33 protein-coding genes and 5 tRNA genes are annotated in these 24,129 nt (G+C 48.4%); all 38 read right to left on the reverse strand.

Features of this window, described 5'->3' with window-relative positions:
- Nucleotides 1–18 precede the first annotated feature (18 nt).
- Nucleotides 19–549, reverse strand: a complete 531-nt coding sequence (nusG, locus tag BUA83_RS06290; RefSeq protein WP_072935341.1) for a transcription termination/antitermination protein NusG — start codon at nucleotides 547–549, stop codon at nucleotides 19–21.
- A gap of 36 nt (nucleotides 550–585) precedes the next feature.
- Nucleotides 586–807 (reverse strand): preprotein translocase subunit SecE, encoded by a 222-nt coding sequence (gene secE, locus BUA83_RS06295; RefSeq protein WP_094756504.1) that lies wholly within the window; start codon nucleotides 805–807, stop codon nucleotides 586–588.
- Between the two features lie 42 nt (nucleotides 808–849).
- Nucleotides 850–999, reverse strand: coding sequence for a 50S ribosomal protein L33 (gene rpmG / locus BUA83_RS06300; RefSeq protein ID WP_006192858.1), 150 nt, complete (start codon nucleotides 997–999; stop codon nucleotides 850–852).
- A gap of 238 nt (nucleotides 1,000–1,237) precedes the next feature.
- Nucleotides 1,238–1,314, reverse strand: a tRNA-Met gene (locus BUA83_RS06305).
- Nucleotides 1,315–1,327: 13 nt separating this feature from the next.
- Nucleotides 1,328–1,403: transfer RNA gene (locus tag BUA83_RS06310), tRNA-Thr, on the reverse strand.
- A gap of 12 nt (nucleotides 1,404–1,415) precedes the next feature.
- Nucleotides 1,416–1,491 (reverse strand) — tRNA-Met (locus tag BUA83_RS06315).
- Between the two features lie 8 nt (nucleotides 1,492–1,499).
- Nucleotides 1,500–1,584, reverse strand: a tRNA-Tyr gene (locus BUA83_RS06320).
- Between the two features lie 32 nt (nucleotides 1,585–1,616).
- Nucleotides 1,617–1,692, reverse strand: a tRNA-Met gene (locus BUA83_RS06325).
- Between the two features lie 88 nt (nucleotides 1,693–1,780).
- Nucleotides 1,781–2,992, reverse strand: a complete 1,212-nt coding sequence (gene coaBC / locus BUA83_RS06330; protein ID WP_072935430.1) for a bifunctional phosphopantothenoylcysteine decarboxylase/phosphopantothenate--cysteine ligase CoaBC — start codon at nucleotides 2,990–2,992, stop codon at nucleotides 1,781–1,783.
- Nucleotides 2,993–3,046: 54 nt separating this feature from the next.
- Nucleotides 3,047–3,259 carry a DNA-directed RNA polymerase subunit omega gene (rpoZ, locus tag BUA83_RS06335; RefSeq protein WP_072935343.1) on the reverse strand — a complete coding sequence of 71 codons (213 nt, stop codon included), beginning with the start codon at nucleotides 3,257–3,259 and terminating at the stop codon, nucleotides 3,047–3,049.
- 5 nt (nucleotides 3,260–3,264) lie between these two features.
- A complete protein-coding gene (gene gmk, locus BUA83_RS06340) occupies nucleotides 3,265–3,879 on the reverse strand; it encodes a guanylate kinase (protein ID WP_072935344.1) in 615 nt (204 codons plus the stop codon).
- On the reverse strand, nucleotides 3,872–4,156 hold the full coding sequence (gene remA, locus BUA83_RS06345) for an extracellular matrix/biofilm regulator RemA (RefSeq protein ID WP_072935345.1): 285 nt from the start codon (nucleotides 4,154–4,156) through the stop codon (nucleotides 3,872–3,874). Before remA ends, gmk begins: the two co-directional genes overlap by 8 nt.
- 9 nt (nucleotides 4,157–4,165) lie before the next feature.
- Nucleotides 4,166–5,044, reverse strand: a complete 879-nt coding sequence (locus tag BUA83_RS06350) for a YicC/YloC family endoribonuclease (RefSeq protein ID WP_072935346.1) — start codon at nucleotides 5,042–5,044, stop codon at nucleotides 4,166–4,168.
- Nucleotides 5,045–5,065: 21 nt separating this feature from the next.
- A complete protein-coding gene (gene dapF / locus BUA83_RS06355; RefSeq protein WP_072935431.1) occupies nucleotides 5,066–5,899 on the reverse strand; it encodes a diaminopimelate epimerase in 834 nt (277 codons plus the stop codon).
- 72 nt (nucleotides 5,900–5,971) lie between these two features.
- The gene (locus BUA83_RS06360) at nucleotides 5,972–6,784 is read right to left on the reverse strand and encodes a class I SAM-dependent methyltransferase (protein WP_072935347.1); all 813 of its coding nucleotides are present in this window, start codon (nucleotides 6,782–6,784) and stop codon (nucleotides 5,972–5,974) included.
- Nucleotides 6,785–6,787: 3 nt separating this feature from the next.
- Nucleotides 6,788–8,653 carry a DNA mismatch repair endonuclease MutL gene (mutL, locus tag BUA83_RS06365; protein WP_072935348.1) on the reverse strand — a complete coding sequence of 622 codons (1,866 nt, stop codon included), beginning with the start codon at nucleotides 8,651–8,653 and terminating at the stop codon, nucleotides 6,788–6,790.
- Entirely contained in the window at nucleotides 8,650–11,235 is a 2,586-nt protein-coding gene (gene mutS, locus BUA83_RS06370; protein ID WP_072935349.1) for a DNA mismatch repair protein MutS, read from the reverse strand. Before mutS ends, mutL begins: the two co-directional genes overlap by 4 nt.
- 49 nt (nucleotides 11,236–11,284) lie before the next feature.
- Nucleotides 11,285–12,685 (reverse strand): tRNA (N6-isopentenyl adenosine(37)-C2)-methylthiotransferase MiaB, encoded by a 1,401-nt coding sequence (gene miaB, locus BUA83_RS06375; protein WP_072935350.1) that lies wholly within the window; start codon nucleotides 12,683–12,685, stop codon nucleotides 11,285–11,287.
- A gap of 19 nt (nucleotides 12,686–12,704) precedes the next feature.
- Nucleotides 12,705–13,478, reverse strand: a complete 774-nt coding sequence (truA, locus tag BUA83_RS06380) for a tRNA pseudouridine(38-40) synthase TruA (protein WP_072935351.1) — start codon at nucleotides 13,476–13,478, stop codon at nucleotides 12,705–12,707.
- Entirely contained in the window at nucleotides 13,478–14,281 is an 804-nt protein-coding gene (locus tag BUA83_RS06385) for an energy-coupling factor transporter transmembrane component T family protein (protein WP_072935352.1), read from the reverse strand. The genes truA and BUA83_RS06385 overlap by 1 nt, the downstream gene beginning before the upstream one ends.
- Entirely contained in the window at nucleotides 14,281–15,144 is an 864-nt protein-coding gene (locus tag BUA83_RS06390) for an energy-coupling factor transporter ATPase (protein WP_072935353.1), read from the reverse strand. The genes BUA83_RS06385 and BUA83_RS06390 overlap by 1 nt, the downstream gene beginning before the upstream one ends.
- Entirely contained in the window at nucleotides 15,129–15,989 is an 861-nt protein-coding gene (locus BUA83_RS06395) for an energy-coupling factor transporter ATPase (protein WP_072935354.1), read from the reverse strand. Before BUA83_RS06395 ends, BUA83_RS06390 begins: the two co-directional genes overlap by 16 nt.
- Before the next feature lie 134 nt (nucleotides 15,990–16,123).
- A complete protein-coding gene (rplQ, locus tag BUA83_RS06400) occupies nucleotides 16,124–16,462 on the reverse strand; it encodes a 50S ribosomal protein L17 (protein WP_072935355.1) in 339 nt (112 codons plus the stop codon).
- A 16-nt stretch (nucleotides 16,463–16,478) separates the two neighbouring features.
- Complete coding sequence (locus BUA83_RS06405) at nucleotides 16,479–17,441, reverse strand: DNA-directed RNA polymerase subunit alpha (protein WP_072935356.1); 963 nt, start codon at nucleotides 17,439–17,441, stop codon at nucleotides 16,479–16,481.
- A 38-nt stretch (nucleotides 17,442–17,479) separates the two neighbouring features.
- The gene (rpsD, locus tag BUA83_RS06410) at nucleotides 17,480–18,073 is read right to left on the reverse strand and encodes a 30S ribosomal protein S4 (protein WP_072935357.1); all 594 of its coding nucleotides are present in this window, start codon (nucleotides 18,071–18,073) and stop codon (nucleotides 17,480–17,482) included.
- 18 nt (nucleotides 18,074–18,091) lie between these two features.
- On the reverse strand, nucleotides 18,092–18,484 hold the full coding sequence (rpsK, locus tag BUA83_RS06415) for a 30S ribosomal protein S11 (RefSeq protein ID WP_072935358.1): 393 nt from the start codon (nucleotides 18,482–18,484) through the stop codon (nucleotides 18,092–18,094).
- A gap of 14 nt (nucleotides 18,485–18,498) precedes the next feature.
- A complete protein-coding gene (gene rpsM, locus BUA83_RS06420; RefSeq protein ID WP_072935359.1) occupies nucleotides 18,499–18,870 on the reverse strand; it encodes a 30S ribosomal protein S13 in 372 nt (123 codons plus the stop codon).
- A 20-nt stretch (nucleotides 18,871–18,890) separates the two neighbouring features.
- Nucleotides 18,891–19,004, reverse strand: a complete 114-nt coding sequence (gene rpmJ / locus BUA83_RS06425) for a 50S ribosomal protein L36 (RefSeq protein ID WP_058965281.1) — start codon at nucleotides 19,002–19,004, stop codon at nucleotides 18,891–18,893.
- A 64-nt stretch (nucleotides 19,005–19,068) separates the two neighbouring features.
- A complete protein-coding gene (infA, locus tag BUA83_RS06430; RefSeq protein ID WP_009645081.1) occupies nucleotides 19,069–19,287 on the reverse strand; it encodes a translation initiation factor IF-1 in 219 nt (72 codons plus the stop codon).
- A gap of 137 nt (nucleotides 19,288–19,424) precedes the next feature.
- Nucleotides 19,425–20,069 (reverse strand): adenylate kinase, encoded by a 645-nt coding sequence (locus tag BUA83_RS06435; RefSeq protein WP_072935360.1) that lies wholly within the window; start codon nucleotides 20,067–20,069, stop codon nucleotides 19,425–19,427.
- An 11-nt stretch (nucleotides 20,070–20,080) separates the two neighbouring features.
- Complete coding sequence (secY, locus tag BUA83_RS06440; protein WP_072935361.1) at nucleotides 20,081–21,337, reverse strand: preprotein translocase subunit SecY; 1,257 nt, start codon at nucleotides 21,335–21,337, stop codon at nucleotides 20,081–20,083.
- Between the two features lies 1 nt (nucleotide 21,338).
- The gene (gene rplO, locus BUA83_RS06445) at nucleotides 21,339–21,779 is read right to left on the reverse strand and encodes a 50S ribosomal protein L15 (protein WP_072935362.1); all 441 of its coding nucleotides are present in this window, start codon (nucleotides 21,777–21,779) and stop codon (nucleotides 21,339–21,341) included.
- A 19-nt stretch (nucleotides 21,780–21,798) separates the two neighbouring features.
- On the reverse strand, nucleotides 21,799–21,984 hold the full coding sequence (gene rpmD, locus BUA83_RS06450) for a 50S ribosomal protein L30 (protein WP_072935363.1): 186 nt from the start codon (nucleotides 21,982–21,984) through the stop codon (nucleotides 21,799–21,801).
- A 15-nt stretch (nucleotides 21,985–21,999) separates the two neighbouring features.
- Complete coding sequence (gene rpsE, locus BUA83_RS06455) at nucleotides 22,000–22,503, reverse strand: 30S ribosomal protein S5 (RefSeq protein WP_072935364.1); 504 nt, start codon at nucleotides 22,501–22,503, stop codon at nucleotides 22,000–22,002.
- A 22-nt stretch (nucleotides 22,504–22,525) separates the two neighbouring features.
- Nucleotides 22,526–22,885, reverse strand: a complete 360-nt coding sequence (gene rplR, locus BUA83_RS06460; RefSeq protein WP_072935365.1) for a 50S ribosomal protein L18 — start codon at nucleotides 22,883–22,885, stop codon at nucleotides 22,526–22,528.
- A gap of 28 nt (nucleotides 22,886–22,913) precedes the next feature.
- Nucleotides 22,914–23,465, reverse strand: coding sequence for a 50S ribosomal protein L6 (rplF, locus tag BUA83_RS06465; RefSeq protein WP_072935366.1), 552 nt, complete (start codon nucleotides 23,463–23,465; stop codon nucleotides 22,914–22,916).
- 27 nt (nucleotides 23,466–23,492) lie between these two features.
- On the reverse strand, nucleotides 23,493–23,891 hold the full coding sequence (gene rpsH / locus BUA83_RS06470) for a 30S ribosomal protein S8 (protein ID WP_072935367.1): 399 nt from the start codon (nucleotides 23,889–23,891) through the stop codon (nucleotides 23,493–23,495).
- A 34-nt stretch (nucleotides 23,892–23,925) separates the two neighbouring features.
- On the reverse strand, nucleotides 23,926–24,111 hold the full coding sequence (locus tag BUA83_RS06475) for a type Z 30S ribosomal protein S14 (RefSeq protein ID WP_072935368.1): 186 nt from the start codon (nucleotides 24,109–24,111) through the stop codon (nucleotides 23,926–23,928).
- Between the last annotated feature and the right edge of the window lie 18 nt (nucleotides 24,112–24,129).

The raw sequence follows: 24,129 nt of genomic DNA on the forward strand, positions 1-24,129 counted from the left end.
CACCTCCTTAATAGGAACTCAGATCTTTTCTACCTGGTCAAAATCCAATTCCACGACTGTCTCGCGTCCGAACATATCAACAAGCGCTTTCAGCTTGCCCTTTGTCTGATCGACTTCCGTGACTGTCGCAGGGAAATTTTCAAATGCTCCCGAATGAATGTGAACCGCCTGTCCCGGCTCAACATCGAGCACCGGACGCAGTTCTTCATCTCCTGATGTACGAAGAATACGCTTGACTTCTGAATCCGTCAATGGAATCGGCTTTGTACCTGAACCTACAAACCCGGTCACACCCGGCGTATTCCGAACTACATACCAGGAGCGGTCATTTACGATCATCTCCACAAGAGCATATCCCGGGAAGACTTTTTTCTTCATGACCTTTTTACGGCCGTCGCGAACCTCAACATCATCCTCCATCGGGACAACGACGTTGAAAATCTCGTCTTCCATACCCATGGACTGCACTTTGCGTTCCAAATTCGTCTTTACTTTATTCTCGTAACCGGAATATGTATGTATTACATACCACTTTTTCTCTGATTCCATCACAAGGGATGCGCTGCATCCCCCACCTCCAGTCGTTTATCGTAGAAGAAGCTGAAAAAGCCGGGCGAATACCGTATCGCACACCCAAATGAGCGCGCAAACGATAACAACCGCAACTCCGACAACTCCCGTGTTCACCAAAAGTTCACGTCGTGAAGACCATGAAACTTTCTTCATCTCCGCGACGACTTCCTCACAAAACCGCTTTGGATTGAACCCAGATTCAGACTGTACAGCTGATGCCTTTTCATCTGCCAAACTCAATTCACATCCTCACAATCCTGCACCTTCAAAAAGCTATTACTTCGTCTCTTTATGCGGCGTATGCTTTTTGCAGAATTTGCAGTACTTGTTGAATTCCAAACGATCCGGGTCGTTTTTCTTGTTCTTATTGGTCTGATAGTTGCGGTTTTTGCAAACTGTGCAGGCCAATGTAACTGCGTTACGCATCCTATGCACTCCTTTACTTCATTGCGAATAAGCTGCCTGGAAAGCACCGGAGCGCTGACTCTCTGCTTATTCTTACGCGCAAAATAATAGTAAACCTTCGAAACGTCACTAATATAATTTATCATACTTGTCCCTGTGTGTCAACAAACCCCCGCGGTATTTTTTACCGCTCACAGGATTTTCTCATAGGACGTATCGAGCAAAACAAAAGCCCCAGATTCTGGGGCGGTCTCACAAATGGTGGCGGAAGGGAGATTCGAACTCTCGACACTGCGGGTATGAACCGCATGCTCTAGCCAACTGAGCTATTCCGCCATGTTAAATTATATGGAGCTGATGACCGGGATTGAACCGGTGACCTTATCCTTACCAAGGATACGCTCTGCCGACTGAGCTACATCAGCACGCTGAGCATTTGGTTGCGGGAATAGGACTTGAACCTATGACCTTCGGGTTATGAGCCCGACGAGCTACCGACTGCTCCATCCCGCGATAAAAAATGGTGGGCAGGGATGGATTCGAACCATCGTAGCCTACGGCGACGGATTTACAGTCCGTTCCCTTTAACCACTCGGGCACCTACCCATGCAACAGCACCTAAGCGCTGGAAAATGCTTTGGTTGCGGGGATAGGACTTGAACCTATGACCTTCGGGTTATGAGCCCGACGAGCTACCGACTGCTCCACCCCGCGATGTTTGTCTGCCTTGTTAATCACTGGCTGACAAGTAAAGATTATAGTATATGTCGCAGGGTTTGTAAAGGGCTTTTGTAAAAGTTTTTTAGATTTTTTGAATCTTTTTTTCTTCTATTACCCGGTCAAGGATAATACCCGCAAGTTCCCGCTTGGACAGAAGCGGAAATTCCTCTATGCTTCCGTCTCTTCTGATGAGCTTTATGAGGTTCGTTTCCGAATTAAATCCCGCCTGTGGCTTCGTGACATCATTTGCCACGATATAGTCAAGATTCTTCTTCTCAACCTTTGCCTTTGCGTTCTCAATAAGGTTCTGTGTCTCTGCGGCGAATCCCACGAGAACCTGCCCCTCTTTTTTGCGTTTGCCAAGCTCAAACAGAATGTCCGGATTTTTCTCCAGCACCAGCGTAAGCTCTTTGTCATTCTTCTTGATTTTCTGGTCTGCGACTTCCTTGGCGTGATAGTCCGCCACGGCGGCCGCCTTGATTACAATGCGGCTGTCCTCTGCCTCACGCAGTACCGCGTCCATCATTTCCCTTGCTGATTCCACAGGTATAAACTCTTTGAGACCTTCCGGCGGAATGAGCGCCGACGGCCCCGACACGAGAACAACATCAGCTCCGCGGGATACCGCCTCCGCTGCAATGGCATAGCCCATTTTTCCGCTGGAACGGTTTCCTATATATCTCACCGGATCAATCGGTTCAACTGTTCCTGCCGCGGTAACAAGGACCTTTACTCCCCTGAGGGATTCGTTTTCTTTGAAAAAATCATCCATTGCACGCACAAGCTCCACAGGCTCAGGAAGTCTTCCCGGACCTGCTGTTCCGCAGGCAAGATGTCCGCTTGCAGGATTTATAATATGTGCTCCTGCTTTTTTCAGCGTCTCAATGTTTTTTTGTACAACGGGATTCATGTACATATTAGAATTCATTGCAGGCGCAAAGAAAACAGGTGCCTTCGTTGCCAGAAGGGTTGTGGTCAGCATATCATCACCGATTCCAACGGCTGCCTTTGCAATTATGTTGGCAGTTGCCGGTGCTATAAGAAAGGCATCCGCCAGCTGCGCAAGCGCTATATGCTGCACATTAAAATGCGTTATAGGAGCCCACATATCACTTGTCACCGGCTGTCCTGTAATTTCACGGAAGGTAAGCTCCGTAACGAATTCCTTTGCTTCCTTTGTCATGATGACATGTACTTCCGCCCCTGCCTGACGAAGTTTGCTGGCAACCTCCACGGATTTGTAGGCAGCAATGCCGCCTGTCACTCCCAAAACGATTTTTTTCCCTTTTAGCATCTTTTCCATTCCTTCGTTATCCCTGTGCTGTACACGAGGTTTGTTGTAATGCTGTTACTTAATGCTTGCTTTTGTACGGGAATAGCTGATACGGTCTGCAGCTACCTCCGAAAGAGCCTTTGTTACGTTTTTCGTGGTTTTTACTTCGACTTTTACCTCAGCACCGTCCAGAAGCTGACGTGCGCGTTTTGCAGCCAGTACAACCAGTGTGTAGCGGCTGTCTACTCTTTTCAAAAGTTCCTTCAGTGGTGGTGTTACGATATCCATTCTATTCATTCTCCTTTACTCTTTGAAATTTCATTTATAATTGCGGTGCATCTTTTGCTTTTGAAATGCTCCGCTTTCAAAATTGCAGCTACTGTCTCAACCGTTTCCTCTACGGATTCGTTGATAACGGCATACTGATATTTTTCAGCAAGCTTTATTTCTCCTGCCGCCGCATTAAGGCGTCTTTTAATGCTGTCCTCTGCATCGGTTCCGCGTCCGCGGATTCTTTTTTCCAGTTCTTCCAGTGAAGGCGGAAGTATGAATATAAATACTCCCTCCGGGAATTTTTCCATGACCTTCAGCGCGCCCTGGGTATCTATCTCCAAAAGGATGTCCTTACCCGCAGAAAGCTTTTCGCGAATCGGTGCCAGAGGAGTTCCGTAGTAATTTCCGTAGACCTCAGCCCACTCAAGGAGCTCACCGTTTTGAATCATTTCTTCAAATACAGTCTTTTCCTTGAAATAATAGTTGACTCCGTCCTGTTCCCCTTCACGGGGCTTGCGTGTTGTCGCTGAAATAGAATATGCGATTTCAGGATGCTTTGCAAGAAGAGCGCTGCAGACAGTTCCCTTCCCTGTACCGGAGGGACCTGATATAACAATCAGACATCCTTCACTCATTCTCATCCACATCCTTTGCTTTAAAGTCCTGGTCATCAGTGCCTGAAATACGGTGCGCGATTGTCTCCGGCTGTACAGCAGAAAGGACAACATGTCCGCAGTCGGTTATTATTACCGAGCGGGTTCTCCTTCCGTATGTGGCATCGATTACCGAACCTTTTTCTCTGGCTTCCTGCACAATGCGTTTGATTGGCGCAGACTCAGGACTGACGATTGCAACGATGCGGTTTGCCATAACGATGTTGCCAAACCCGATGTTGATAAGCTTTATCTCCATTATGGCACCTCACTCCAGATTTTGTATCTGCTCACGCAGCTTCTCAATCTCACTTTTTACGTCAACGACAATCTGGGCTGCCTCGGCATTATTCGCCTTGGAAGCAGTTGTGTTAATCTCACGGTTCATTTCCTGTATTAAGAAGTCAAGCTTGCGTCCCACAGGCTCGTCTGACTCAAGAATTTTGCGAAACTGTGCAAAATGGCTCTTAAGCCGTACCATTTCCTCTGTAAAGTTTACTCTGTCGGAATAAATTGCCGTCTCCTGAATAATACGGTTCTGGTCAATCTCCTCTGCAGAGAGAAGCTCACCCAGTGTCTTTTGCAGACGTTCGCGGTATGCCGCCACAATCTGCGGTGCAAGCCCGGCAATCTTTTCAACCATATTCTCCATGCGTTCAAGGCGGTCAATGAAGTCCTGCTTAAGGTTAGCGCCCTCTTCCTCACGCATGTGCGTGAGGTTTCTCAATGCCCCGTCCATTGCTTCAGCCAAAACAGCCTCAAGTCCTTCAAAGGACTCCTCATTATCCTCTACCTTTATGATGTCAGGAAAGGCCGCCACCTGCGTGATATCATCAGGTCTTGGCAGATGAAGAAGGTCACTGAGCTCGTTCAATGCCTTATGGTAAGCAATAGCAAGATTTTTGTCAACCCGTACACTCTGAGTCTTGTCCTTTTTCTCTGTTAAGGAGACGTTCACATCAAGCTTTCCGCGGGATACATATTCCTTTATCTTCTTTTTCATGCCCTCCGCGAAGGCATCTATCTTATGCGGCATGTGAAATCCGATTTCAAGATACCTCTGATTCACAGATTTGACTTCAATCAGAACACGGTAGCTGTCATCCTCTGCCGCACCTGCACCGAATCCGGTCATACTCTTCAGCATACGCTCGCCCCTATCCGAATTTTAAATATATGTTCCTTTATAAACCTCTTCCGCAGGACCTGTCATATAGATATGATTGTCCTTTTCAGACCACTCTATGAACAGCTTCCCGCCGTCCAGCTCTATCTCAGCCTGTCTTTCGGTTCTGTCATTAAGCACACATGCCGTGAGCGTCGCGCAGGCGCCCGTACCGCATGCCATAGTTACTGCGGCTCCGCGTTCCCATACGCGCATGCGCACATGGTTTTTATCACGTACGGAAACAAATTCCGTGTTTACGCGGTTTGGAAATGCAGGATGATTTTCAAATGCCGGCCCCAGTTTTTCAATGTCCAGCGTACTGAGGTCGTCCCACAAAACAACACAGTGCGGATTTCCCATTGAAACACATGTAACATGATAGGTTTCACCAAGCACCTCTATTGTCTTGTCCACAACGCGTCCCGTACCGAACCCCTTTGTAGGTATCTTTTCGGCATCAAGCACAGGCTGTCCCATATCTACCCGTACTCCGGTAATCCTGCCGTTTTCCTTGATAATCTTGGGCACTAAAATTCCTGCGCCGGTCTCTACCGTAAATTCTTCTACCGGCACAAGTCCAAGCTCATATACCCATCTTGCAAAGCAGCGGATTCCATTACCACACATCTCTGCCTCACTGCCGTCGGTATTATATATGCGCATACGTGTATCCGCCTTGTCTGACGGACGTATGATAATAAGACCATCCGCACCTATGCCGTAATGACGGTCGCACATTTTTCTCGAAAGCTCTGCAGGATCCTTTATGCTTTCGCTTCTGTCATCTACAAGCACGAAATCATTTCCGCAGCCCTGCCATTTAGTAAACTCTATTCCCATTGAATTCCTCCGCTCGACGAAACTGCCACCAATCTCAGCGTTTCCTCAAAAAGTCTTTTTATTATTTTAGTCTTTTCCCTCAGACAGCGCAAGGGATTGGAGAATACCGTATTTTACCTTGCTGTATTTCCCTCCGACGGTGCTTTGAAAGCCCAGACGGTCAAATTCTGTGCTTTTGCTTGTTTCCTTTAATACAACGCGGCCTTTTGAAACACGCAGTGCTTCCCTGATGGCTTCCTCCGAAAGCGGCATAGGATCTGCAAGGCTCCGTAGAGGCGCCATGCTGCTGCTCTCCTGAAAAGGGTGACGAAACATCGGGTCGAAGTAAACTGCATCGTAGGAGTTATCCTCACATGACCGCAGAAAAGAAAGATGCTCCTCCGCCACTACCTCAATGCGTCGCATAGCCGCCGTTGTCGCAGGATTTTCACTTTCGCAGTTGGAAAGTCCATAGCGGACTACCTCCGCCATAACAGCGTTCGCTTCAAGTGCCGTAACATGTCCTGTTTCCCCTGCCGCATAGCTTTCAACAATAGCATCCGAGCCAAGCCCCAGGGTACAGTCAAGAATACGCATCCCAGGCTCAATCGCAAGAGCCTCTACCAGATGATCGCCCTTACCCTGCCTGATGTTTTTTATACGAAGATGTGCCATGCTTGGATGAAAGAACATTTCCCCTTCCGGTGTTTCGATAAGCAGCTGACCGCTTCGGGCCACCAGTATGTTATCTGCCCCCGTCTTTTCACGAAGATCTTCCAAAGAGAGCTTGCCACGCGGTATGTACGCGATGCCGAGTTTTTCGGCAGTTTCCTTTGCCAGCCGTATTTGGCTGTCCTTTTCCTTTCCTCCGGTCGTAACGATATATTTTTTGAAATCCATACCTTACGTCCTCTTGAACATCTTTGCCAGGTCTTTGCTTTCAAACCGAAGAATAGTCGGACGCCCGTGAGGACATGTGTAAGGACGCTCCGTATGAGCCAGCTCGTCAAGGATAATCTGCATTTGTCTCAGATTCAGTTCCTCTCCGCGTTTTATGGCCGCGCGGCATGCAGTCGTTGCGATACAGGCATGACGTATCTCGGCGGCTGTCGGGGAGTGCATCGAGAGAAGTGCCTCTACGATTTTTCTGAGCACTGTCTCCGCTTCACTGTCAGGAATATCCGACGGAACTGCTTTAAGCCGTACCTCCTGCGGTCCGCCTGCCTCCATATCAAACCCCAGAGAATGCAGGAGTGCCTGATGGGATTCCAAAAGCTCCATTTCCTGCCTTCCGAATGACATAATCGGATGCACAAGAAGCTGCTGTGACGGAATTCCATCAGCCATCCTCGAAAATTTATCGTAAAGGATGCGCTCATGTGCAGCGTGCTGGTCGATAATGTAAAGACTTTCCGGATCCTGGGCGATTATGTAACAAAGAGCGACCTGCCCGATGGGAACCATAGAAAGCTGTCTATCCATCTCCATATCAATAAGGGGCTGCTCTGCGACCTTTTCCTGATATGCCGCCTCCGTCGGAGCATAACTGCTGTTCTCGGTTCTGCGTTCCATCTGTACAAGCTGCTGTGCTTCGGCAAAGGCTTCCATATCCGCCACCGTCCCCGACGCTACAGCCGAGGAAAATGACTGCGCCATCCCGCTGCTTCTTTCCTCGTGAAAATTCTGTGGTACAGCCGGCGCAGTATTGAGAGTCATGCCTTCCATTGTGTAGCGGCGCTCCGGATGCTCCACAACTGCCGCGACCTCAGTCAGCTTCTGCCCCGAAGGACGGATAGCATCAAGGACAGATTTATATACGGCCTTGAACATGCGGCCCTCATCCTCAAACTTTATTTCAATTTTTCTTGGATGAACGTTGACATCAACAGACCTCTGAGGAACCTCAATGAAAAGTACTGCCAAAGGATATCCTGCCTTCGGCAGAAGTGAATGATACGCGTTGTCCAAAGCCTTTGACATGGACTTGCTTTCCACAAGACGGTCATTGACGATAAATGTCTGCCAGTTTCTGGAGCTTCTTATCATGGACGGCTTAGTAAGAAAGCCGGTGATTTTAACATCTGTATCCTCAAACCCGACCGTGAGAAGTGCCTCACCTGCCTGCGTTCCATATACAGCCGTTATGGCATCCTCAAGACGCCCTGTCCCCGGTGTCGTCATTGATACTTTATTGTTTGAAATAAAACGAAACGCTATTTCAGGATGCGAAAGAGCGAGCTTCGTAAGACATTCACTTATTTTTCCGCCCTCGGTGTGGGTTGTTTTCATGAATTTCTTACGGGCTGGCGTGTTAAAGAAAAGATCCTCAACACGGATTGTTGTTCCGACACGGCAGCCTGTCTCCTCTACCTGCGGTTCTCCGTCGCCTGTTATACGTACTGATGTGCCAAGCTCGTCGCCTGCGCGTCGTGTCATCATTGAAAATCTTGAAACCGAGGCAATAGTCGGCAGTGCTTCACCCCGAAAGCCCAGTGTACCTATCGTTACAAGATCATCAGCTTCGCGGATTTTGCTTGTGGCATGGCGTTTTACAGCCATTTGCGCGTCCTCCATGGTCATTCCGCAGCCGTCATCCGTCACGCGCATAAAGCTGGTTCCGCCCGCCATGATTTCAACCTCAATGCGTTTTGCCCCTGCGTCAATGGAGTTTTCAACCAGCTCCTTTATGACGGAGGCCGGTCTTTCTACCACCTCTCCTGCCGCAATCTTGTTGATGGTTCCATCATCGAGTACATGGATAAGACTCATGCTTTTCCTGCCTCCTTTTTCGCCTGCTGCTGCAGCTTATAAAGTGCATTCATCGCCTCAAGCGGAGTCATGGTCATAACATCATAGGCCATGAGGTCCTCACGCAATGTATCCGCAAAAAGTGAACCCATGCCCATGTCAGCCTTAGGCTCCGGTACGGCCTTTGCTTTTTTCTCAGGGACAGTATTAACCGAATCAGCCTCAAGGGCCTCAAGAATTTTTTCTGCCCGCTGAGTAACACTGTTCGGCAGCCCTGCCAGCCGTGCTACGTGAATACCGTATGACTTGTCTGCACTTCCCTCTATTATCCTGCGCAGAAACAATACCTTTCCGTTCCTCTCCCTGACAGCCACGCAGTAATTCTTTACATGACCGCCCTCAAGGTCCGTTAACTCATGATAATGGGTTGCAAACATTGTTTTCGCATGTATGTGATCCCGTATATGTTCAACCACCGCACGGGCGATGCTCATGCCGTCAAAGGTACTTGTACCGCGTCCTATTTCATCAAGGATGACCAGGCTGTTCTTTGTCGCGTATTTCAAAATCTGCGCAACCTCGTTCATTTCCACCATGAAGGTACTCTGCCCGCTTACCAGATCGTCGCTGGCACCTATGCGCGTAAATATACGGTCAACCGGTGAAACAACAGCCTCCCGTGCAGGAACAAAGCTTCCTGCCTGGGCCATCAGCGTCAAAAGTGCCGTCTGACGCATATACGTTGATTTACCTGCCATGTTCGGTCCTGTTATCAGCATTATCTCAGTATCCCCATGATTGAGAACCGCATCATTAGGTACAAATAAATCCTGTGTAAGAATCCGCTCAACAAGCGGATGACGTCCGTCCTTTATGCGTATTTCTCCGTTATCCATCAGCCGCGGACGCACATAGTTATTCGATGCGGCAGCCTCGGCCAGTGATGCCAGGACATCAAGTACAGCTATCTCATGTGCTGTTTTCTGGATGCTCGTAAGCTCTGCCGCCACCGTTTCCCTGACCTCGGTAAAGAGCTGATATTCTATATTTACGATTTTCTCCTGTGCACCGAGAATCTTCGTTTCAAAATTTTTAAGCTCCTCGGTGATAAAGCGTTCCGCGTTTGCCAGCGTCTGTTTTCTGATATAATGCTCCGGCACCATATCCTTTCCGCTGTTTCTTACCTCAATGTAGTATCCGAACACCTTGTTATAGCCAATTTTAAGGGTTTTTATTCCCGTTGCTTCCTTCTCCCGTTCCTCCATCTCCTGCAGCAGCTTTTTGCTGTCACGGGCTATGGCGCGGTACTCATCAAGCTCGGAATTATATCCCTCCTTGATGATTCCGCCATCCCGCAGAGTTATTCCGGGTTCATCCACAATGGCTTTTTCAAGAAGCTCTTCAAGGTTTTTGTAAACCTCTATATTTTCATAGGCATGCCGAAGAAGCTCTGCCTTCGTATCCTTCAAAGCCTCCTTGATTTCAGGAAGTGCCCTGAAAGAGAGCTTCAGCGCCACCATATCCCGTGCGTTGGCCGTTCCTACCTCAGCACGTGTCAAAAGCCTCTCAAAATCGTAAATTCTTTTCAGGGATGAGCGTACAGACTCCCTGAGAGTGAAGCCCTCCGACAGCTCTTCCACTGCATCAAACCTTCTGTCGATTTCCGCTATAGAACGAAGCGGCGCCTCAAGCCAGCGTTTCAAAAGCCGGCTCCCCATGGCTGTCTCTGTGTAATCCAAAACATCCAAAAGCGTATTGGATTTTCCGCCGTCGCGGAGATTGCGCGTGACCTCAAGATTTCTAAGCGTGTATGTATCAAGCACAAGATTCGAAGAAACATCAAGCTTCGTCAAACGATTGAGATTGGTCAGATCATTTTTGACTGTCTCATGAAGATAATCAAGAAGCGATGCAAGACCTTCCTTGGCCTCATTTTCCTGCGGCCAAAGCTCACGGGGAAAATGCTGAGAAAGTCTGAGCTCCGGCTGCTCTGCAGGCTTTTCACGGTGTGTAAAGGAGCAGCGTGGAAGCCTGAGTTCAATAAATGCCAAAAGCTCCTCGTTAAAGGAAAGCTCGCCAATAACAACAAGCTCAGGCATAGCAAGACGGTAAAGCTCATCATAAAGCATCTGCGTCCTGTCCTGTCCCGAATAAACTCCGTAGAAGCATTCACCTGTTGAAATATCCGCTCCTGCCAGAATAACATTCTCCCCGGCCTCATAGAGAAGGGCAATATAATTATTCTGCGCGGAGGTAAGTGCACTTTCAGAAAGAATCGTTCCAGGGGTTATAATCTTTATAACCTCACGCTTCGTAAGCCCAGGTGCCTTCGGGTCGCCAATCTGCTCTGCAATAGCAACCTTATAGCCTTTGTTTATCAGCTTTGTAATATAGCTTTCCGCAGCGTGGTACGGTATGCCGCACATTGGATTCTTTTCCGCGTCTCCGCTGCGGCTTGTAAGAGTAAGTCCCAGCTCCTTTGCCGCCAGCTTCGCATCGTCAAAAAACATCTCGTAAAAATCACCGAGACGGAAAAATAATATTTCGTCGGGATGCTGTTCCTTTGCCGCCAGATATTGTCTCATCATCGGCGTAAGCTCCATCGTGTCTCCTCCAATCTATACGAAAAAGGGCTGCACTGCAGCCCCCTTGTCATTCTGCCAATTTTCCCTTTAAAAGCCATGTCTGTGCCTGTGTAATGTGTACGCGGCGCAGTTCTCCCGGCTGTTCATTTCCTTCGTAAGGCCAAAGCACAATTTTACTTGTGCGGGTACGGCCCGTCCAAACCGATTTATCCGTACGGCTTGGCCCCTCAACTAAAACCTCTGTATCGCTTCCCACCAGTTTTTCATTGATGGCAAGGCTGATTTCATTCTGAACGTCCATAAGCTTATGCAGACGGTCCTTTTTTACCTCCTCGGGAACCTGGTCAGGCATATCAGCCGCAGGCGTACCCGTGCGCGGCGAATAAATGAACGTATAAGCCGCATCGTATCTGATTTCACTAAGGAAATCCAGCATTCCCTTGAAATCCTCTTCCGTCTCTCCCGGAAATCCCACTATAAGGTCAGTGGTGATGGAAGCATTCGGTACAGAGCTTCTGATACGTCCAACCAGCGCCTTATACTGAGCGACCGTATACTTACGGTTCATGCGCTTCAAAAGCTTATCAGTTCCATACTGCACAGGAATATGAAAATGCTCGCAGATGTGCCTGCCGTTTTTTACAGCTTCAATTACCTCATCACTCAGATCCTTGGGATGGGATGTCATGTATCGTACGCGCTCGATGCCCTCGACCTCATCTACTGCTTTCAACAGCTCGGCAAAGCTCATGAAGCCCTCTTGGTCATTCCCATAGGAATTAACATTCTGTCCAAGAAGTGTTATTTCTTTATATCCCTTGGCAGCGGCATCACGCACCTCAGACAGAATTTCCTCGGCGCGGCGGCTTCTCTCACGGCCGCGCACATACGGAACTATACAGTATGTGCAGAAATTATTGCAGCCGTACATTATAGGCACCCATGCGGAAAGCGTACCTTCACGCTCCACAGGCATGCGGGAGGCTGCCTCAACAGCATCATCCATTGTAGTATCCACAAAATGCTGTATCTGCTCGTCCTCAAGTTGTCCGACAACATTTCCAAGCTCAGCTACACGGCCTGTACCCAGCACAAAATCAATATGAGGTGCCCTTTTTATGAGCGCCTCACCTTCCTTCTGTGCCATACATCCGGTGATACCGAAAATAAGCCTCGGGTTCTGCTGCTTTAAATGCTTGATTTCGCCAATCTTACCATAAACCTTATCCTCTGCTGTTTCGCGCACGCAGCAGGTGTTCAAAATAATTAAATCGGCCTCCTGCATTTCATTTACCCTGTTATATCCAAGCGTTTTCAGAACGCCTTCCATGCGCTCCGCATCCGCAATATTCATCTGGCAGCCATAAACTCCGATAAATGCCTTCTTCGACAAAAATTCCACTCCATTCAAAACCGAAAAAAATCTCCCACTAGTATACCATAGCGGGAGACTTCTGTCACATATCATACAATTCTAATAAGTAATCCTAATATTCTACATTTTCAAGGTAAAGCCCACAGGCAGGAGCCGTCGCGCTGGCCTGCTGACGGTCAAGGGAAGCAATAATCTCGCCAAAGCGCTCCGGAGTTTTAACCCCAAGCCCCACGTCAACAACAGTTCCAACAATATTTCTAACCATATGGTAAAGAAATCCGTCAGAGCGGAAGGTCATAGTAATAATCCTTCCCTCTTTTTCTATATCCGCCCTGTCCATGGTTCTCACCGGACTCATGGGTGCTCCTCCTGCCGCCCGAAAAGCTGAATAATCATGAGTCCCTATGAGCAGTGAAAGCGCCCTTCGCATGGCATCAATATCAAGCCTTCTTCGAATATACCATGCTGTATTTCTTTCAAAGGGACATGGCACCTCTCCTGTTATAATCCGATAAATGTACGTTTTGCGTTTTGCGCTGTGAAGCGCACTGAAATCTCTGTCGGCCTCAGCTGCTTCCGTAACAACAATATCATCAGGCAGAATACTGTTCAGAGCACGGCAAACGCGGTCTATCGGAATTGTTCCGTCAGTAAAAAAATTGACGACCTGTCCGTGAGCATGCACCCCGGCATCAGTTCTTCCAGAAGCGGAAAGCTCTATGGTATCACCAAATACAAGCTCAAGCTTTTCCTCAAGGATATTCTGAACCACCACAACAGGAGGTGTCTGCCGCTGAAAGCCGTGATACGCCGTGCCGTCATAAGCCAAAGTCAGGCGTATATTCCTCCTGCGCGCCTTCATAAGCTCTTTATGCTCTGCTTTCATCAGATTCCCTCAACCTTCATAACAACAAGAGCTGCCATGAGCACAACCGTACAGGCACATGCCCCGTAATCCAGAGCACGGACCTTCAGCTCTTTCATACGGGTCCTTCCTTCTCCTCCGCGGTAACAGCGTGCCTCCATAGCCATTGCCAGTTCATCAGCTCTTCTGAATGCAGATATAAACAGCGGTACCAGGATAGGAACAAGACTCGAAAGACGCTTTATCACGTTTCCGCTTTCAAAATTCACTCCACGTGACTGCTGCGCCTTCATTATCTTATCGGTTTCTTCGATAAGGGTCGGCACAAAACGAAGCGCAATGGACATCATCATAGCCAGTTCGTGTGCAGGAACTCCTATGCACTTAAGTGGCGACAAAAGACTTTCCATTGCATCCGTCAGTTCAAGCGGAGATGTCGTAAATGTCAAAAGTGATGACAAAAATATGAGGAGCGCAAGTCTCAAACAAATGACAAATCCCTGCATAAAGCCCTCTTTTGTAAATTCAAAAACACTGATGTGAAACAATGCCTCTCCAGGGGTTCCGCACATATGAATGAGCAGGGTAAATACAAGAATCATCCAAAGAGGCTTTATTGACTTCGCAAGAGTCAGCAGCGGAACACGGGATATAATTGCCAAAAGAACCGTAGCAGCAGTGAACACACCGTATGCCTTCGGCATGTCAAAAACAAAAATTCCCACAATCCACACAAACAAAAGACTTATTTTCATTCGCGGATCCATACGGTGCAAAAAGGACGTTCCCGGAAAATATTGTCCCAAAGTAATATCAGTCAGCATCAGCGGCGCCCCCTTTCCTTTATGGCCCTTGCAATTCTCTTCGCTGTTTCATCAATTGTAAATGCATCCGTATCAACAGAAAAACCTTTTTCCTTCAGCTCGGTAAGCAGCCGCACTGTCACGGGAATATCAAGACCTGCTTCTTTGATGGCAGCTTCCTCCAGAAAAGCCTTTCGGGGCGGAGCATCAATCACAAGCTCACCGTGATTCATGACAATAAGACGGTCTGCTATACGAGCCACATCCTCCATTTTATGGGATACAAAAATCAAAGTAACCTTTTTCTTTTTATGCAGCTCACATACCCTGGACAGCAGTTCCTCACGTCCGCGGGGATCAAGCCCGGCTGTAGGCTCGTCCAATACGAGATACTTTGGTTTTAGCGCAAGCACCCCGGCAATCGCAACACGTCTCTTCTGTCCGCCCGAAAGCTGAAACGGCGAAACATCCTTGAATACGTCATAATCAAGGTCTACAAACTCCAATGCCTCTCTTACACGCTTTTCCGTTTCCTCTTCCGACACTCCAAGATTTTTCGGTCCAAATCCAACATCCTTTGCTACCGTTTCCTCAAACAGCTGATGCTCCGGATACTGAAACACTAGCCCTACCAGCTGACGTGCCTTCACCGCCTCATCACCTTTGGAGGCAAGATCTGTGCCATCCACAAGCACCTGCCCATCTGTCGGGTGCAGCAGGCCGTTAAGATGCTGTACAATCGTCGATTTTCCCGAGCCTGTATGTCCGGCAATCGCCGTAACCTCTCCCTCATTAAGCGTAAAGCTGACATTTTTTAATGCCTGATGCTCAAAAGCCGTTTTCGGCATATATGTATAGCTGATATTTTTTATTTCAATTGACATAATGCCTCAACCAGCTCCTCATCCTGAACAATTCCCTCAGGAAGCTCAATCCCCATTTTCCTGAGCCTCCATGCAAGTGCAGAAGCCATCGGAACATCAAGGTGCAGCTTTTTCATATCCTCAACCCGTGCAAAAATTTCCGACGGAGTTCCTTCTGCAAATATCTTCCCCTTATCCATTACAACAACACGGTCAGCCTCAGCGGCTTCCTCCATGAAATGCGTGATGTATATTACTGTGATGCCCTGCTCCCTGTTCAGCCTTCTGACTGTCGTAAGGACTTCTTCACGCCCCTTAGGGTCAAGCATGGCAGTAGGCTCATCAAGTACAAGACATGTCGTCTGCATAGCGAGCGCTCCGGCAATCGCTATACGCTGTTTCTGTCCGCCCGACAGAAGATGCGGAGCAAAGGCACGGTACCTTTCCATGTCCACTGCCTTCAATGCCTCATCTACCCGCTTTTTTATCTCATCCCGCGGAACTCTGAGATTCTCAGGGCCAAAGGCTACATCCTCCTCAACCACAGATGCAATAATCTGATTGTCAGGATTCTGAAAAACCATTCCGACCTTTTGTCTGATATCCCAAATCTTTGTCATATCCGCAGTATCCATACCATCAACAAGACACACACCTGCACTTGGAAGCAGCAGAGCATTTATATGCTTTGCCAGGGTGGACTTTCCGCAGCCATTCTCCCCCAGCACAGCAACAAACTCTCCCTTTTCCACCGTCAGCGACACACGTGACAGCGCCTCATGAGCGTTAGCCTGTCCGGCGTGATAAACATGTGTCAGGTCTTTTATTTCAATGAAAGGCAAATCCTCATCCCCATATACAAGCATCGTCACACAAATACCCTATGCGACGATATAATTATACTCAAACACAATCGTTAACGCAATATATTACGTACGGTAACAATAAGTATTCAGGCATAAAAAAACGCCGTCCCGAAGGACAGCGTTTTAATATTTAATTACACAAGCTCAATGACAACCATCGGAGCAGCGTCGCCGCGGCGCGTTCCGAGTTTCATGATGCGGGTGTAACCACCCTGGCGGTCGCTGTACTTAGCAGCGATTTCGCCGAACAGCTTACGAACAACTTCTTCGTCCATAAGGCTTGCAATAGCCTGACGACGTGCAGCCAGGTCGCCGCGTTTCGCCAGCGTAATGAGCTGATCAGCCAGGCCGCGAATTTCTTTAGCCTTTGCTTCAGTCGTCTCAATACGGCCATGTTCGAAGAAGGAGGTCAAAATGCTGCGGAATAAAGCTTTACGCGCACTGGAGTCGCGTCCTAATTTTCTGTAAGCCATTTATTTCCCTCTTTCCTTATTCTTCAATTTCAGCCAGCGACAGGTCAAGTTCCTGCAGCTTCTTCTTTACTTCCTCAAGCGACTTGCGCCCAAGGTTTCTGACCTTCATCATGTCATCCTCTGTCTTCTCCGTGAGATCAGCAACAGTGTTGATATTCGCACGTTTCAGGCAGTTGTATGAACGGACGGAGAGATCGAGCTCTTCAATCGTCATTTCCATGACTTTCGCAGTATCGTTCTCTTCCTCCTCAGCAAAGGTTAAATCCTGAATTTCATCCTCATCTTCAAGACCTGCCATGTTCTGGAAGAGCTTGAAGTGCTGAATCAGGATGTTAGCAGACCTGCTGACTGCTTCCTCCGGACGAATCGAACCATCCGTCCAGATTTCAATTGTCAGTTTATCGTAGTCAGTGACGTTGCCGACACGCGTATCGGAAACCGTATAGTTGACACGGGTAACAGGGGAGAAAATCGAATCGATTGGAATAATTCCAATGACATGATCCGGTTTCTTGTTCTTTTCAGCAGGAACATATCCCTTACCGCGCTCAACCGTCATCTCCATGTGGAGCTTAGCGTCTTCGTTCAAGGTCGCGATATGAAGTTCCGGATTGAGGATCTCAATATCGGCATCCGCTGTGATATCGGCAGCCGTTACTTCCTTTTCACCTTCGATATCAATCCGAATCACCTTCGGCTCATCTGTAAACATCTTGAGGCGAAGCTGTTTAAGATTCAGAACGATATTCGTGACGTCGTCCCGGACACCCGGGATCGTCGAGAACTCATGCAGCACTCCGTCGATGCGGATCGATGTGATCGCAGCACCTGGAAGCGAGGAAAGCAGAATACGGCGCAGGCTGTTGCCGATTGTCGTACCGTAGCCGCGTTCCAGCGGCTCGCATACAAACTTTCCGTATCTGTTGTCTTCGCTGACTTCTACAATCTCGATTTTCGGCTTTTCCATGTTTTCGACCATCTGGAATAACCCTCCCTAAGAATACAATCCAATAGAGATTATTTGGAGTACAACTCGACGATTGCCTGCTCATTGACCGGCACGTCAATCTCTTCGCGATTCGGGAAACGTGTTACCGTACCCGTGAAATGTTCAGCATCAGCTGTCAGCCAAGCCGGAGCGGAAAGCGTGTTTCCGTTTTCAGCAAAGCCTTTGAAGATTCCGTTGGAACGGCTCTTCTCTGCAACAGCGATAACGTCGTTCTGATGAACAAGAGCGGACGGAATATCAACGCGCTTACCATTGACCGTAATGTGACCATGACGGACAATCTGACGAGCCTGACGACGCGTGGAAGCGAGACCAAGACGGAATACGACGTTGTCCAGACGGCGCTCAAGAAGACCGAGCAGGTTTTCACCCGTAACACCCTGCATCGTCTTTGCCTTCTCATAGTAACCACGGAACTGTTTCTCCAGAACGCCGTAGATGAATTTAGCTTTCTGTTTTTCTTTGAGCTGTGTGCCGTACTCACTGACCTTGCGGTTAGTGCGACGCGGCTGACGATTTGATTTCTTGCTGAGACCTACCACAGCCGGCTCAAGGCCGAGGGAGCGGCATCTCTTCAAGCTTGCAACTCTATCAATTGCCATCTATTTCTGCACCTCCTATTATACTCTTCTCCGCTTCGGCGGACGGCATCCGTTATGCGGAATCGGTGTAACATCTTTAATCATGTTGACTTCAAGACCCGTAGCCTGGAGGGAACGGATTGCAGCCTCACGGCCGGCACCAGGACCCTTGACATAAACCTCAACCTGCTTGAGGCCATGCTCCATAGCTGCCTTTGCAGCTGTTTCAGCTGCCATCTGTGCAGCAAACGGTGTGCTCTTACGGGAGCCGCGGAAGCCGAGGCCGCCTGCGCTTGCCCAGGACAGAGCATTGCCGTTCTTATCCGTCAACGTAACAATCGTATTGTTGAATGTCGAGCTGATATGTGCTACGCCGAATTCGACATTTTTACGGTCCTTTTTCTTAGGACGAACACTCTTCTTAACTGCCAATTTCTACCCCTCCTTTAGTCTTTCTTTTTACCAGCAATCGTCTTACGCGGACCCTTGCGCGTACGTGCGTTGTTCTTGGTGTTCTGACCACGCACCGGCAGGCCCATGCGATGACGACGGCCGCGATAGCAGCCAATCTCAACGAGACGTTTGATATTCAGCGAACGCTCACGACGAAGATCACCCTCGACGATGACATCTTTATCAATGAGTTCGCGAAGCTTTACAACCTCATCCTCCGTAAGATCACGGGTACGGGTATCAGGATTGATTCCTGCCTCAGCCAGAAGTTTCTGGGAGGTCGTCAGACCAATACCATAAATATATGTTAACGAAATCTCAATTCTTTTATCACGCGGCAAATCGATACCGGCAATACGTGCCATATATCAAGCACCTCCTTTTCTCAACCTTGTCTCTGTTTATGCTTCGGGTTTTCACAAATGACCATTACGCGGCCTTTGCGTTTGATTACTTTGCACTTCTCACAAATTGGCTTGACGGAAGGTTTAACTTTCATCGTGCTGCCTCCTTTTCCTTTCCTGTACGATTTTTTGCCGTACACTGCACCAACGCTTCATGCGTTATTTGAAACGATAGGTTATGCGGCCACGGGTTAAGTCGTACGGTGTAAGCTCAATCGTGACCTTATCTCCAGGCAGAATGCGAATGAAATTCATGCGAATTTTACCTGATACATGTGCCAAGACGACATGGCCGTTTTCTAATTCGACCTGAAACATCGCATTGGGCAATGCCTCAAGTACCTTGCCTTCGACTTCAATAACATCTTGCTTGGACATCAGTTCTACTCCTTACATTTGACTTTGCACAGGCGTGCCGCCAAAGACTACCTTTGGCAGGCTCCCCATGCTGACGGCTGCCCATGAGCCGCCTGTATCGATCGGTGGTACTGCCTATAGCATTCACTGGCAGACCTTTACTTTTTAAGAGACTCGACAACATCCGAAAAGACCTTTCCGATCTCCTGACTTCCATCAATGAGGCTGTACAAGCCTGCTTTTTTGTAGTAGTCAATGAGAGGCTTTGTCTGTGCATCATAGACCGAAAGACGATTCGACATCGTTTCCTCCGTGTCATCAGCACGCTGATAAAGCTCACCGCCGCAGTCATCGCATACTCCCTCCGACTTCGTCGGATTGAATTTGATATGATATGTGGCTCCGCAGGACTTACAGATTCTGCGGCCGACAGCACGTTCAATCAGCGAAGCATTCGGAACGCTGATATCAACGACGCGTGTCAAAGTAATGGAAAGCTCTTCAAGAATTTTCTGCAGTGCATCTGCCTGTTCAACCGTTCTTGGAAATCCATCAAGGATGAATCCTTTAGCACAGTCCTGCTTGGCAAGACGCTCACGCACAATGCCGATTGTAATCTCATCCGGGACAAGCTTCCCGGCATCCATGCATGCCTTAGCCTGCTTGCCAAGCTCTGTACCTTCCTTCACAGCTGCACGGAACATATCGCCCGTGGAAATGTGCGGAATGCCGAACTCTTTTACCAGATTGGCTGCCTGTGTGCCCTTGCCTGCACCCGGCGGCCCCATCAAAAGGATATACATTAGAAATCCTCCTATTTCATAAACCCTTGGTAATGACGCATAACAACCATTGATTCAATCTGCTTCATCGTGTTGAGCGCAACTCCAACAACGATCAGAAGTGCTGTACCGCCGAAGTACACACCTTCAATATGAGTCATAGCAGCAATCATATTTGGCAGTATAGCAATGAATGCCAGGAAGAATGCACCAGCAAGCGTAATGCGCGTCAAGACATGATCCAAATAATCTTCAGTAGGTTTGCCCGGGCGAATGCCAGGTATAAAACCACCGTATTTTTTCAGATTCTCTGCCATATCCGATATCTTTACAGTAACCGCGGTATAAAAATACGTGAAGAAGATAATGAGGAGCGCATAAAGGCTCGTCTGTAGCGGTGTGCCCCACGCAAGATAACCGGCGACTGTCTTTACCCATGGTACATCAATAAACTGGGCAATAGTTACTGGAAACATCAGCACGGATGACGCAAAGATGATTGGTATAACTCCCGCCTGAGTCACTTTCAGCGGGATGTGACTTGAATGTCCGCCATACGATCTTAGGCCGACAACCCGTTTCGCATAAGAAATCGGGATTCTGCGCTGTGCCTGCTCAATCATGACGACAAGTACTACCATGGCCAGCGCTATGAATACAAACAGGAATATGTTAAAACCATTGATCGTGCCTGCCTGTAAATACTGATACAACTTCTGCAGGTTTTTCGGAAGAGCAGCAACTATGCCGGCGAAAATAATAAGGGAAATACCGTTTCCAACTCCCTGTGCCGTTATCTGCTCACCAACCCACATGAGGAATACCGTCCCCGCGGTTAAAGTGATTGCAATAATGAGGATTGAAGGAATCCCCGGATTAAGAATCGCATCCTTCAGACCGATTGACATTCCAATCGCCTGCAGGAATGCAAGAACTACGGTTAAGCCACGTGTGACCTGGGTGGTTTTCTTGTGCCCTTCCTGACCTTCCTTAGACCACTGCTCCAACGTCGGAATAACAACTGTTAAAAGCTGTATTATGATGGCAGCATTGATATAAGGCGTGATGCTCATCGCAAAGATCGAAAACTTGCTCAGCGCACCACCCGAGAACAAATCCATCAGACCGAAAAGGTTTCCGCTGTTGAAAAGTTGTTCAATCACGGCCGGATTAACGCCTGGAACCGGAATATGAGTACCCATCCGGAAGATGGAGAACATAATCAGTGTGAAAATGACCTTCTGTCGAAGTTCCGGAATCTTATAGATGTTCGTAAGGGCTGAAAGCACCTCAGATCACCTCGACTTTTCCGCCTGCCGCCGTAATCTTGCTCTCTGCTGTCTTCGTGAAACCGTTTGCTTTGACTGTAAGCTTCTTCGTAAGCTCACCATCACCAAGGATACGAACACCATCAAGAACATTCTTCAGGATACCGATTTCAACGAGAGAAACCGGATCAACTGTTGCACCATCGTCGAAACGATTCAGCATAGAAATATTAACTTCTGCATACTGCTTAGCGAAAATATTCTTGAAGCCGCGTTTCGGAAGACGACGATACAGAGGCATCTGACCGCCTTCAAAACCTGTACGGACTCCGCCGCCCGAACGGGAATTCTGTCCCTTCATACCACGGCCGGCTGTTTTGCCGAGTCCGCTTCCAAGACCACGGCCTCTGCGTGTACGAGTCTTTCTCGAACCCGGAGCCGGGGATAATTCATGTAACTTCATCTATTGCACCTCCTTGAACTCAGTCTTTAACTTCTTCTACCGTCACAAGATGCGTAACCTTGCGAATCTGTCCACGAACTGCCGGATTGTCAGGCAGAATCGAGGAGGAATTTATTTTACCAAGACCTAAAGCTTTGACCGTCAGACGCTGCGTCTGCGGATGGCCGATAACACTGCGGGTCAAGGTGACTTTCAGTTTTGCCATTGAAAAATACCCTCCTTAACCCAAAAGTTCCTGAACTGTCTTACCACGGAGCTCAGCAACCTTTTCAGCACGCTTGAGCTGTGAAAGACCCGTAATCGTTGCACGAACCATGTTGTTCGGGTTCGAGGAACCGAGCGATTTCGTCAGGATATCACGGATGCCGGCAAGTTCAAGGACCGCACGTGCCGGACCGCCAGCGATAACACCGGTACCTTTTGCAGCCGGTTTCATAAGCACCTGGCCAGCGCCGAAGATACCAATAATCTCATGCGGAATTGTTGTTCCGCGGAGAGAAACTTCAATCAGATTCTTTTTCGCGTCCTCAATGCCTTTACGGATTGCTTCAGGAACCTCGCTTGCTTTGCCGAGGCCTACGCCGACTTTACCTTTCTGGTTTCCGACGACGACGAGCGCACTGAACGAGAAGCGGCGGCCGCCTTTGACGACTTTCGCTACGCGATTGATATATACAACCTTCTCCTGAAATTCCGGAGTTTCGTTGTCGATATTTCTAGCCATTCATTTACCTCCTTCTTCAATCTTAGAATTTCAGACCAGCCTCGCGTGCTGCCTCTGCAAGTGCAGCGACACGACCATGATATACATAGCCTCCGCGGTCAAAAACAACTGTCTGAATGCCTTTCTCAAGAGCCTTTTTGGCAACTGCCGTTCCAACTGCTTTAGCAGCCTCAATGTTGCCGCCGTAAGACTCAAATCCTTTATCCTGGGAGCTTGCTGCTACCAGCGTAACACCATTCTTATCATCGATGACCTGTGCGTAAATGTTGCTCAGGCTGCGGAACACGTTAAGACGTGGGCGTTCCGGCGTCCCGATAATATGATTACGGACACGCAGATGACGTTTCTGGCGCGTCTTGTTTTTATCTTCTTTCTGAAGCACTCGGATCTCTCCTTTCTGTCAAAGATGATTATTTCTTACCCTTAGCGCCTGCTTTACCAACCTTGCGGCGGATATGCTCGCCCTCGTACTTGATACCCTTGCCCTTATACGGCTCCGGTCCTCTCAGGGAACGAATCTTAGCAGCAATGCCGCCAACTACTTCCTTATCTGCACCCGTGATGACAATCTTGTTTGCAGCCGGTGCATCAAGCTCAATGCCTGCAGGCGGCTCAACAATAACAGGATGAGAGAAACCAAGGGAAAGGTTCAGGTTCTTGCCCTGACGAACTGCACGATAACCAACACCGTTGATTTCGAGGTTCTTTGTGTAACCTTCCGTTACGCCAACAACCATGTTGTTGATAAGCGTACGTGTAAGTCCATGAAGGGACTTGTGCATTTTATCTTCCGACGGACGTGTGACTGTAACGACACCATCCTCCATCGTAATTTTCATGTCCGGATGAAGCGTGCGGGAAAGCTCGCCTTTCGGACCTTTAACCGTAACTTTATTTCCATCCTCCAGCTTAAATGTAACGCCGGCAGGAATTGTAATCGGTGCTCTACCAATTCTCGACATCTGTACACCTCCTAGCTTATTGATTCATTACCAAACGTATGCGAGAATCTCTCCGCCGAGGCCCGCTTTACGAGCCTGCTTGTCGCTCATGATTCCTTTAGATGTGGAAATGATTGCGACACCAAGTCCTCCGAGGACGCGCGGCAGCTCAGCGCTCTTCGCGTACTGGCGAAGGCCCGGCTTGGAAATACGTTTAATACCGGAAATTACCTTTTCACGCTCCGGACCATACTTCAGGGAAAGCGTAAGCATACCCTGCTTGTTGTCCTCCGTGAAAGTGTAGTCCTTAATGAATCCTTCCTCTTTCAGAACAGCTGCGATAGCTGTTTTGACCTTGGAGCCAGGAATTTCAACTTTATCGTGTAAGACATTGTTTGCATTGCGCAAACGAGTCAACATATCAGCAATAGGATCAGTCATTACCATAAATCGATATCCTCCTTTCTTTCACGTTCATTTGTTACCAGCTGGCTTTTGTTACGCCAGGAATGGCACCTTTGTAGCTCTGCTCTCTGAAGCAAATACGGCACATATCAAACTTTCTCATATAGCCATGCGGACGACCGCAGATCTTGCATCTGTTATACTTACGAACCTTGAACTTTGGTTCACGGCTCCACTTTTCAATCATAGCCTTCTTGGCCACAGTCAGTACCTCCTTTAT

The organism is Schwartzia succinivorans DSM 10502 (assembly GCF_900129225.1).
Lineage (GTDB): Bacteria > Bacillota > Negativicutes > Selenomonadales > Selenomonadaceae > Schwartzia > Schwartzia succinivorans.

Bases quoted from the DNA above. Each gene is read 5' to 3' on its own strand.
- rplO (WP_072935362.1), bottom strand. From the start codon at position 21,779: ATGAAGTTACATGAATTATCCCCGGCTCCGGGTTCGAGAAAGACTCGT.
- BUA83_RS06360 (WP_072935347.1), bottom strand. From the start codon at position 6,784: ATGGATTTCAAAAAATATATCGTTACGACCGGAGGAAAGGAAAAGGAC.
- rplF (WP_072935366.1), bottom strand. From the start codon at position 23,465: ATGTCGAGAATTGGTAGAGCACCGATTACAATTCCTGCCGGCGTTACA.
- BUA83_RS06435 (WP_072935360.1), bottom strand. From the start codon at position 20,069: ATGTATATCCTTTTGATGGGGCCGCCGGGTGCAGGCAAGGGCACACAG.
- remA (WP_072935345.1), bottom strand. From the start codon at position 4,156: ATGGAGATAAAGCTTATCAACATCGGGTTTGGCAACATCGTTATGGCA.
- gmk (WP_072935344.1), bottom strand. From the start codon at position 3,879: ATGAGTGAAGGATGTCTGATTGTTATATCAGGTCCCTCCGGTACAGGG.
- rpsE (WP_072935364.1), bottom strand. From the start codon at position 22,503: ATGGCTAGAAATATCGACAACGAAACTCCGGAATTTCAGGAGAAGGTT.
- BUA83_RS06390 (WP_072935353.1), bottom strand. From the start codon at position 15,144: ATGTCAATTGAAATAAAAAATATCAGCTATACATATATGCCGAAAACG.
- rpmD (WP_072935363.1), bottom strand. From the start codon at position 21,984: ATGGCAAAACTGAAAGTCACCTTGACCCGCAGTGTTATCGGCCATCCG.
- rpmG (WP_006192858.1), bottom strand. From the start codon at position 999: ATGCGTAACGCAGTTACATTGGCCTGCACAGTTTGCAAAAACCGCAAC.
- coaBC (WP_072935430.1), bottom strand. From the start codon at position 2,992: ATGCTAAAAGGGAAAAAAATCGTTTTGGGAGTGACAGGCGGCATTGCT.
- BUA83_RS06405 (WP_072935356.1), bottom strand. From the start codon at position 17,441: ATGGTCGAAAACATGGAAAAGCCGAAAATCGAGATTGTAGAAGTCAGC.
- rpsH (WP_072935367.1), bottom strand. From the start codon at position 23,891: ATGGTAATGACTGATCCTATTGCTGATATGTTGACTCGTTTGCGCAAT.
- mutL (WP_072935348.1), bottom strand. From the start codon at position 8,653: ATGAGTCTTATCCATGTACTCGATGATGGAACCATCAACAAGATTGCG.
- rpmJ (WP_058965281.1), bottom strand. From the start codon at position 19,004: ATGAAAGTTAAACCTTCCGTCAAGCCAATTTGTGAGAAGTGCAAAGTA.
- mutS (WP_072935349.1), bottom strand. From the start codon at position 11,235: ATGGAGCTTACGCCGATGATGAGACAATATCTGGCGGCAAAGGAACAG.
- nusG (WP_072935341.1), bottom strand. From the start codon at position 549: ATGGAATCAGAGAAAAAGTGGTATGTAATACATACATATTCCGGTTAC.
- rpsD (WP_072935357.1), bottom strand. From the start codon at position 18,073: ATGGCAATTGATAGAGTTGCAAGCTTGAAGAGATGCCGCTCCCTCGGC.
- BUA83_RS06385 (WP_072935352.1), bottom strand. From the start codon at position 14,281: ATGCTGACTGATATTACTTTGGGACAATATTTTCCGGGAACGTCCTTT.
- truA (WP_072935351.1), bottom strand. From the start codon at position 13,478: ATGAAAGCAGAGCATAAAGAGCTTATGAAGGCGCGCAGGAGGAATATA.
- rplQ (WP_072935355.1), bottom strand. From the start codon at position 16,462: ATGGCTTACAGAAAATTAGGACGCGACTCCAGTGCGCGTAAAGCTTTA.
- rpsM (WP_072935359.1), bottom strand. From the start codon at position 18,870: ATGGCACGTATTGCCGGTATCGATTTGCCGCGTGATAAAAGAATTGAG.
- rpoZ (WP_072935343.1), bottom strand. From the start codon at position 3,259: ATGGATATCGTAACACCACCACTGAAGGAACTTTTGAAAAGAGTAGAC.
- infA (WP_009645081.1), bottom strand. From the start codon at position 19,287: ATGTCCAAGCAAGATGTTATTGAAGTCGAAGGCAAGGTACTTGAGGCA.
- miaB (WP_072935350.1), bottom strand. From the start codon at position 12,685: ATGATATGTGACAGAAGTCTCCCGCTATGGTATACTAGTGGGAGATTT.
- BUA83_RS06350 (WP_072935346.1), bottom strand. From the start codon at position 5,044: ATGCTGAAGAGTATGACCGGATTCGGTGCAGGTGCGGCAGAGGATGAC.
- BUA83_RS06395 (WP_072935354.1), bottom strand. From the start codon at position 15,989: ATGCTTGTATATGGGGATGAGGATTTGCCTTTCATTGAAATAAAAGAC.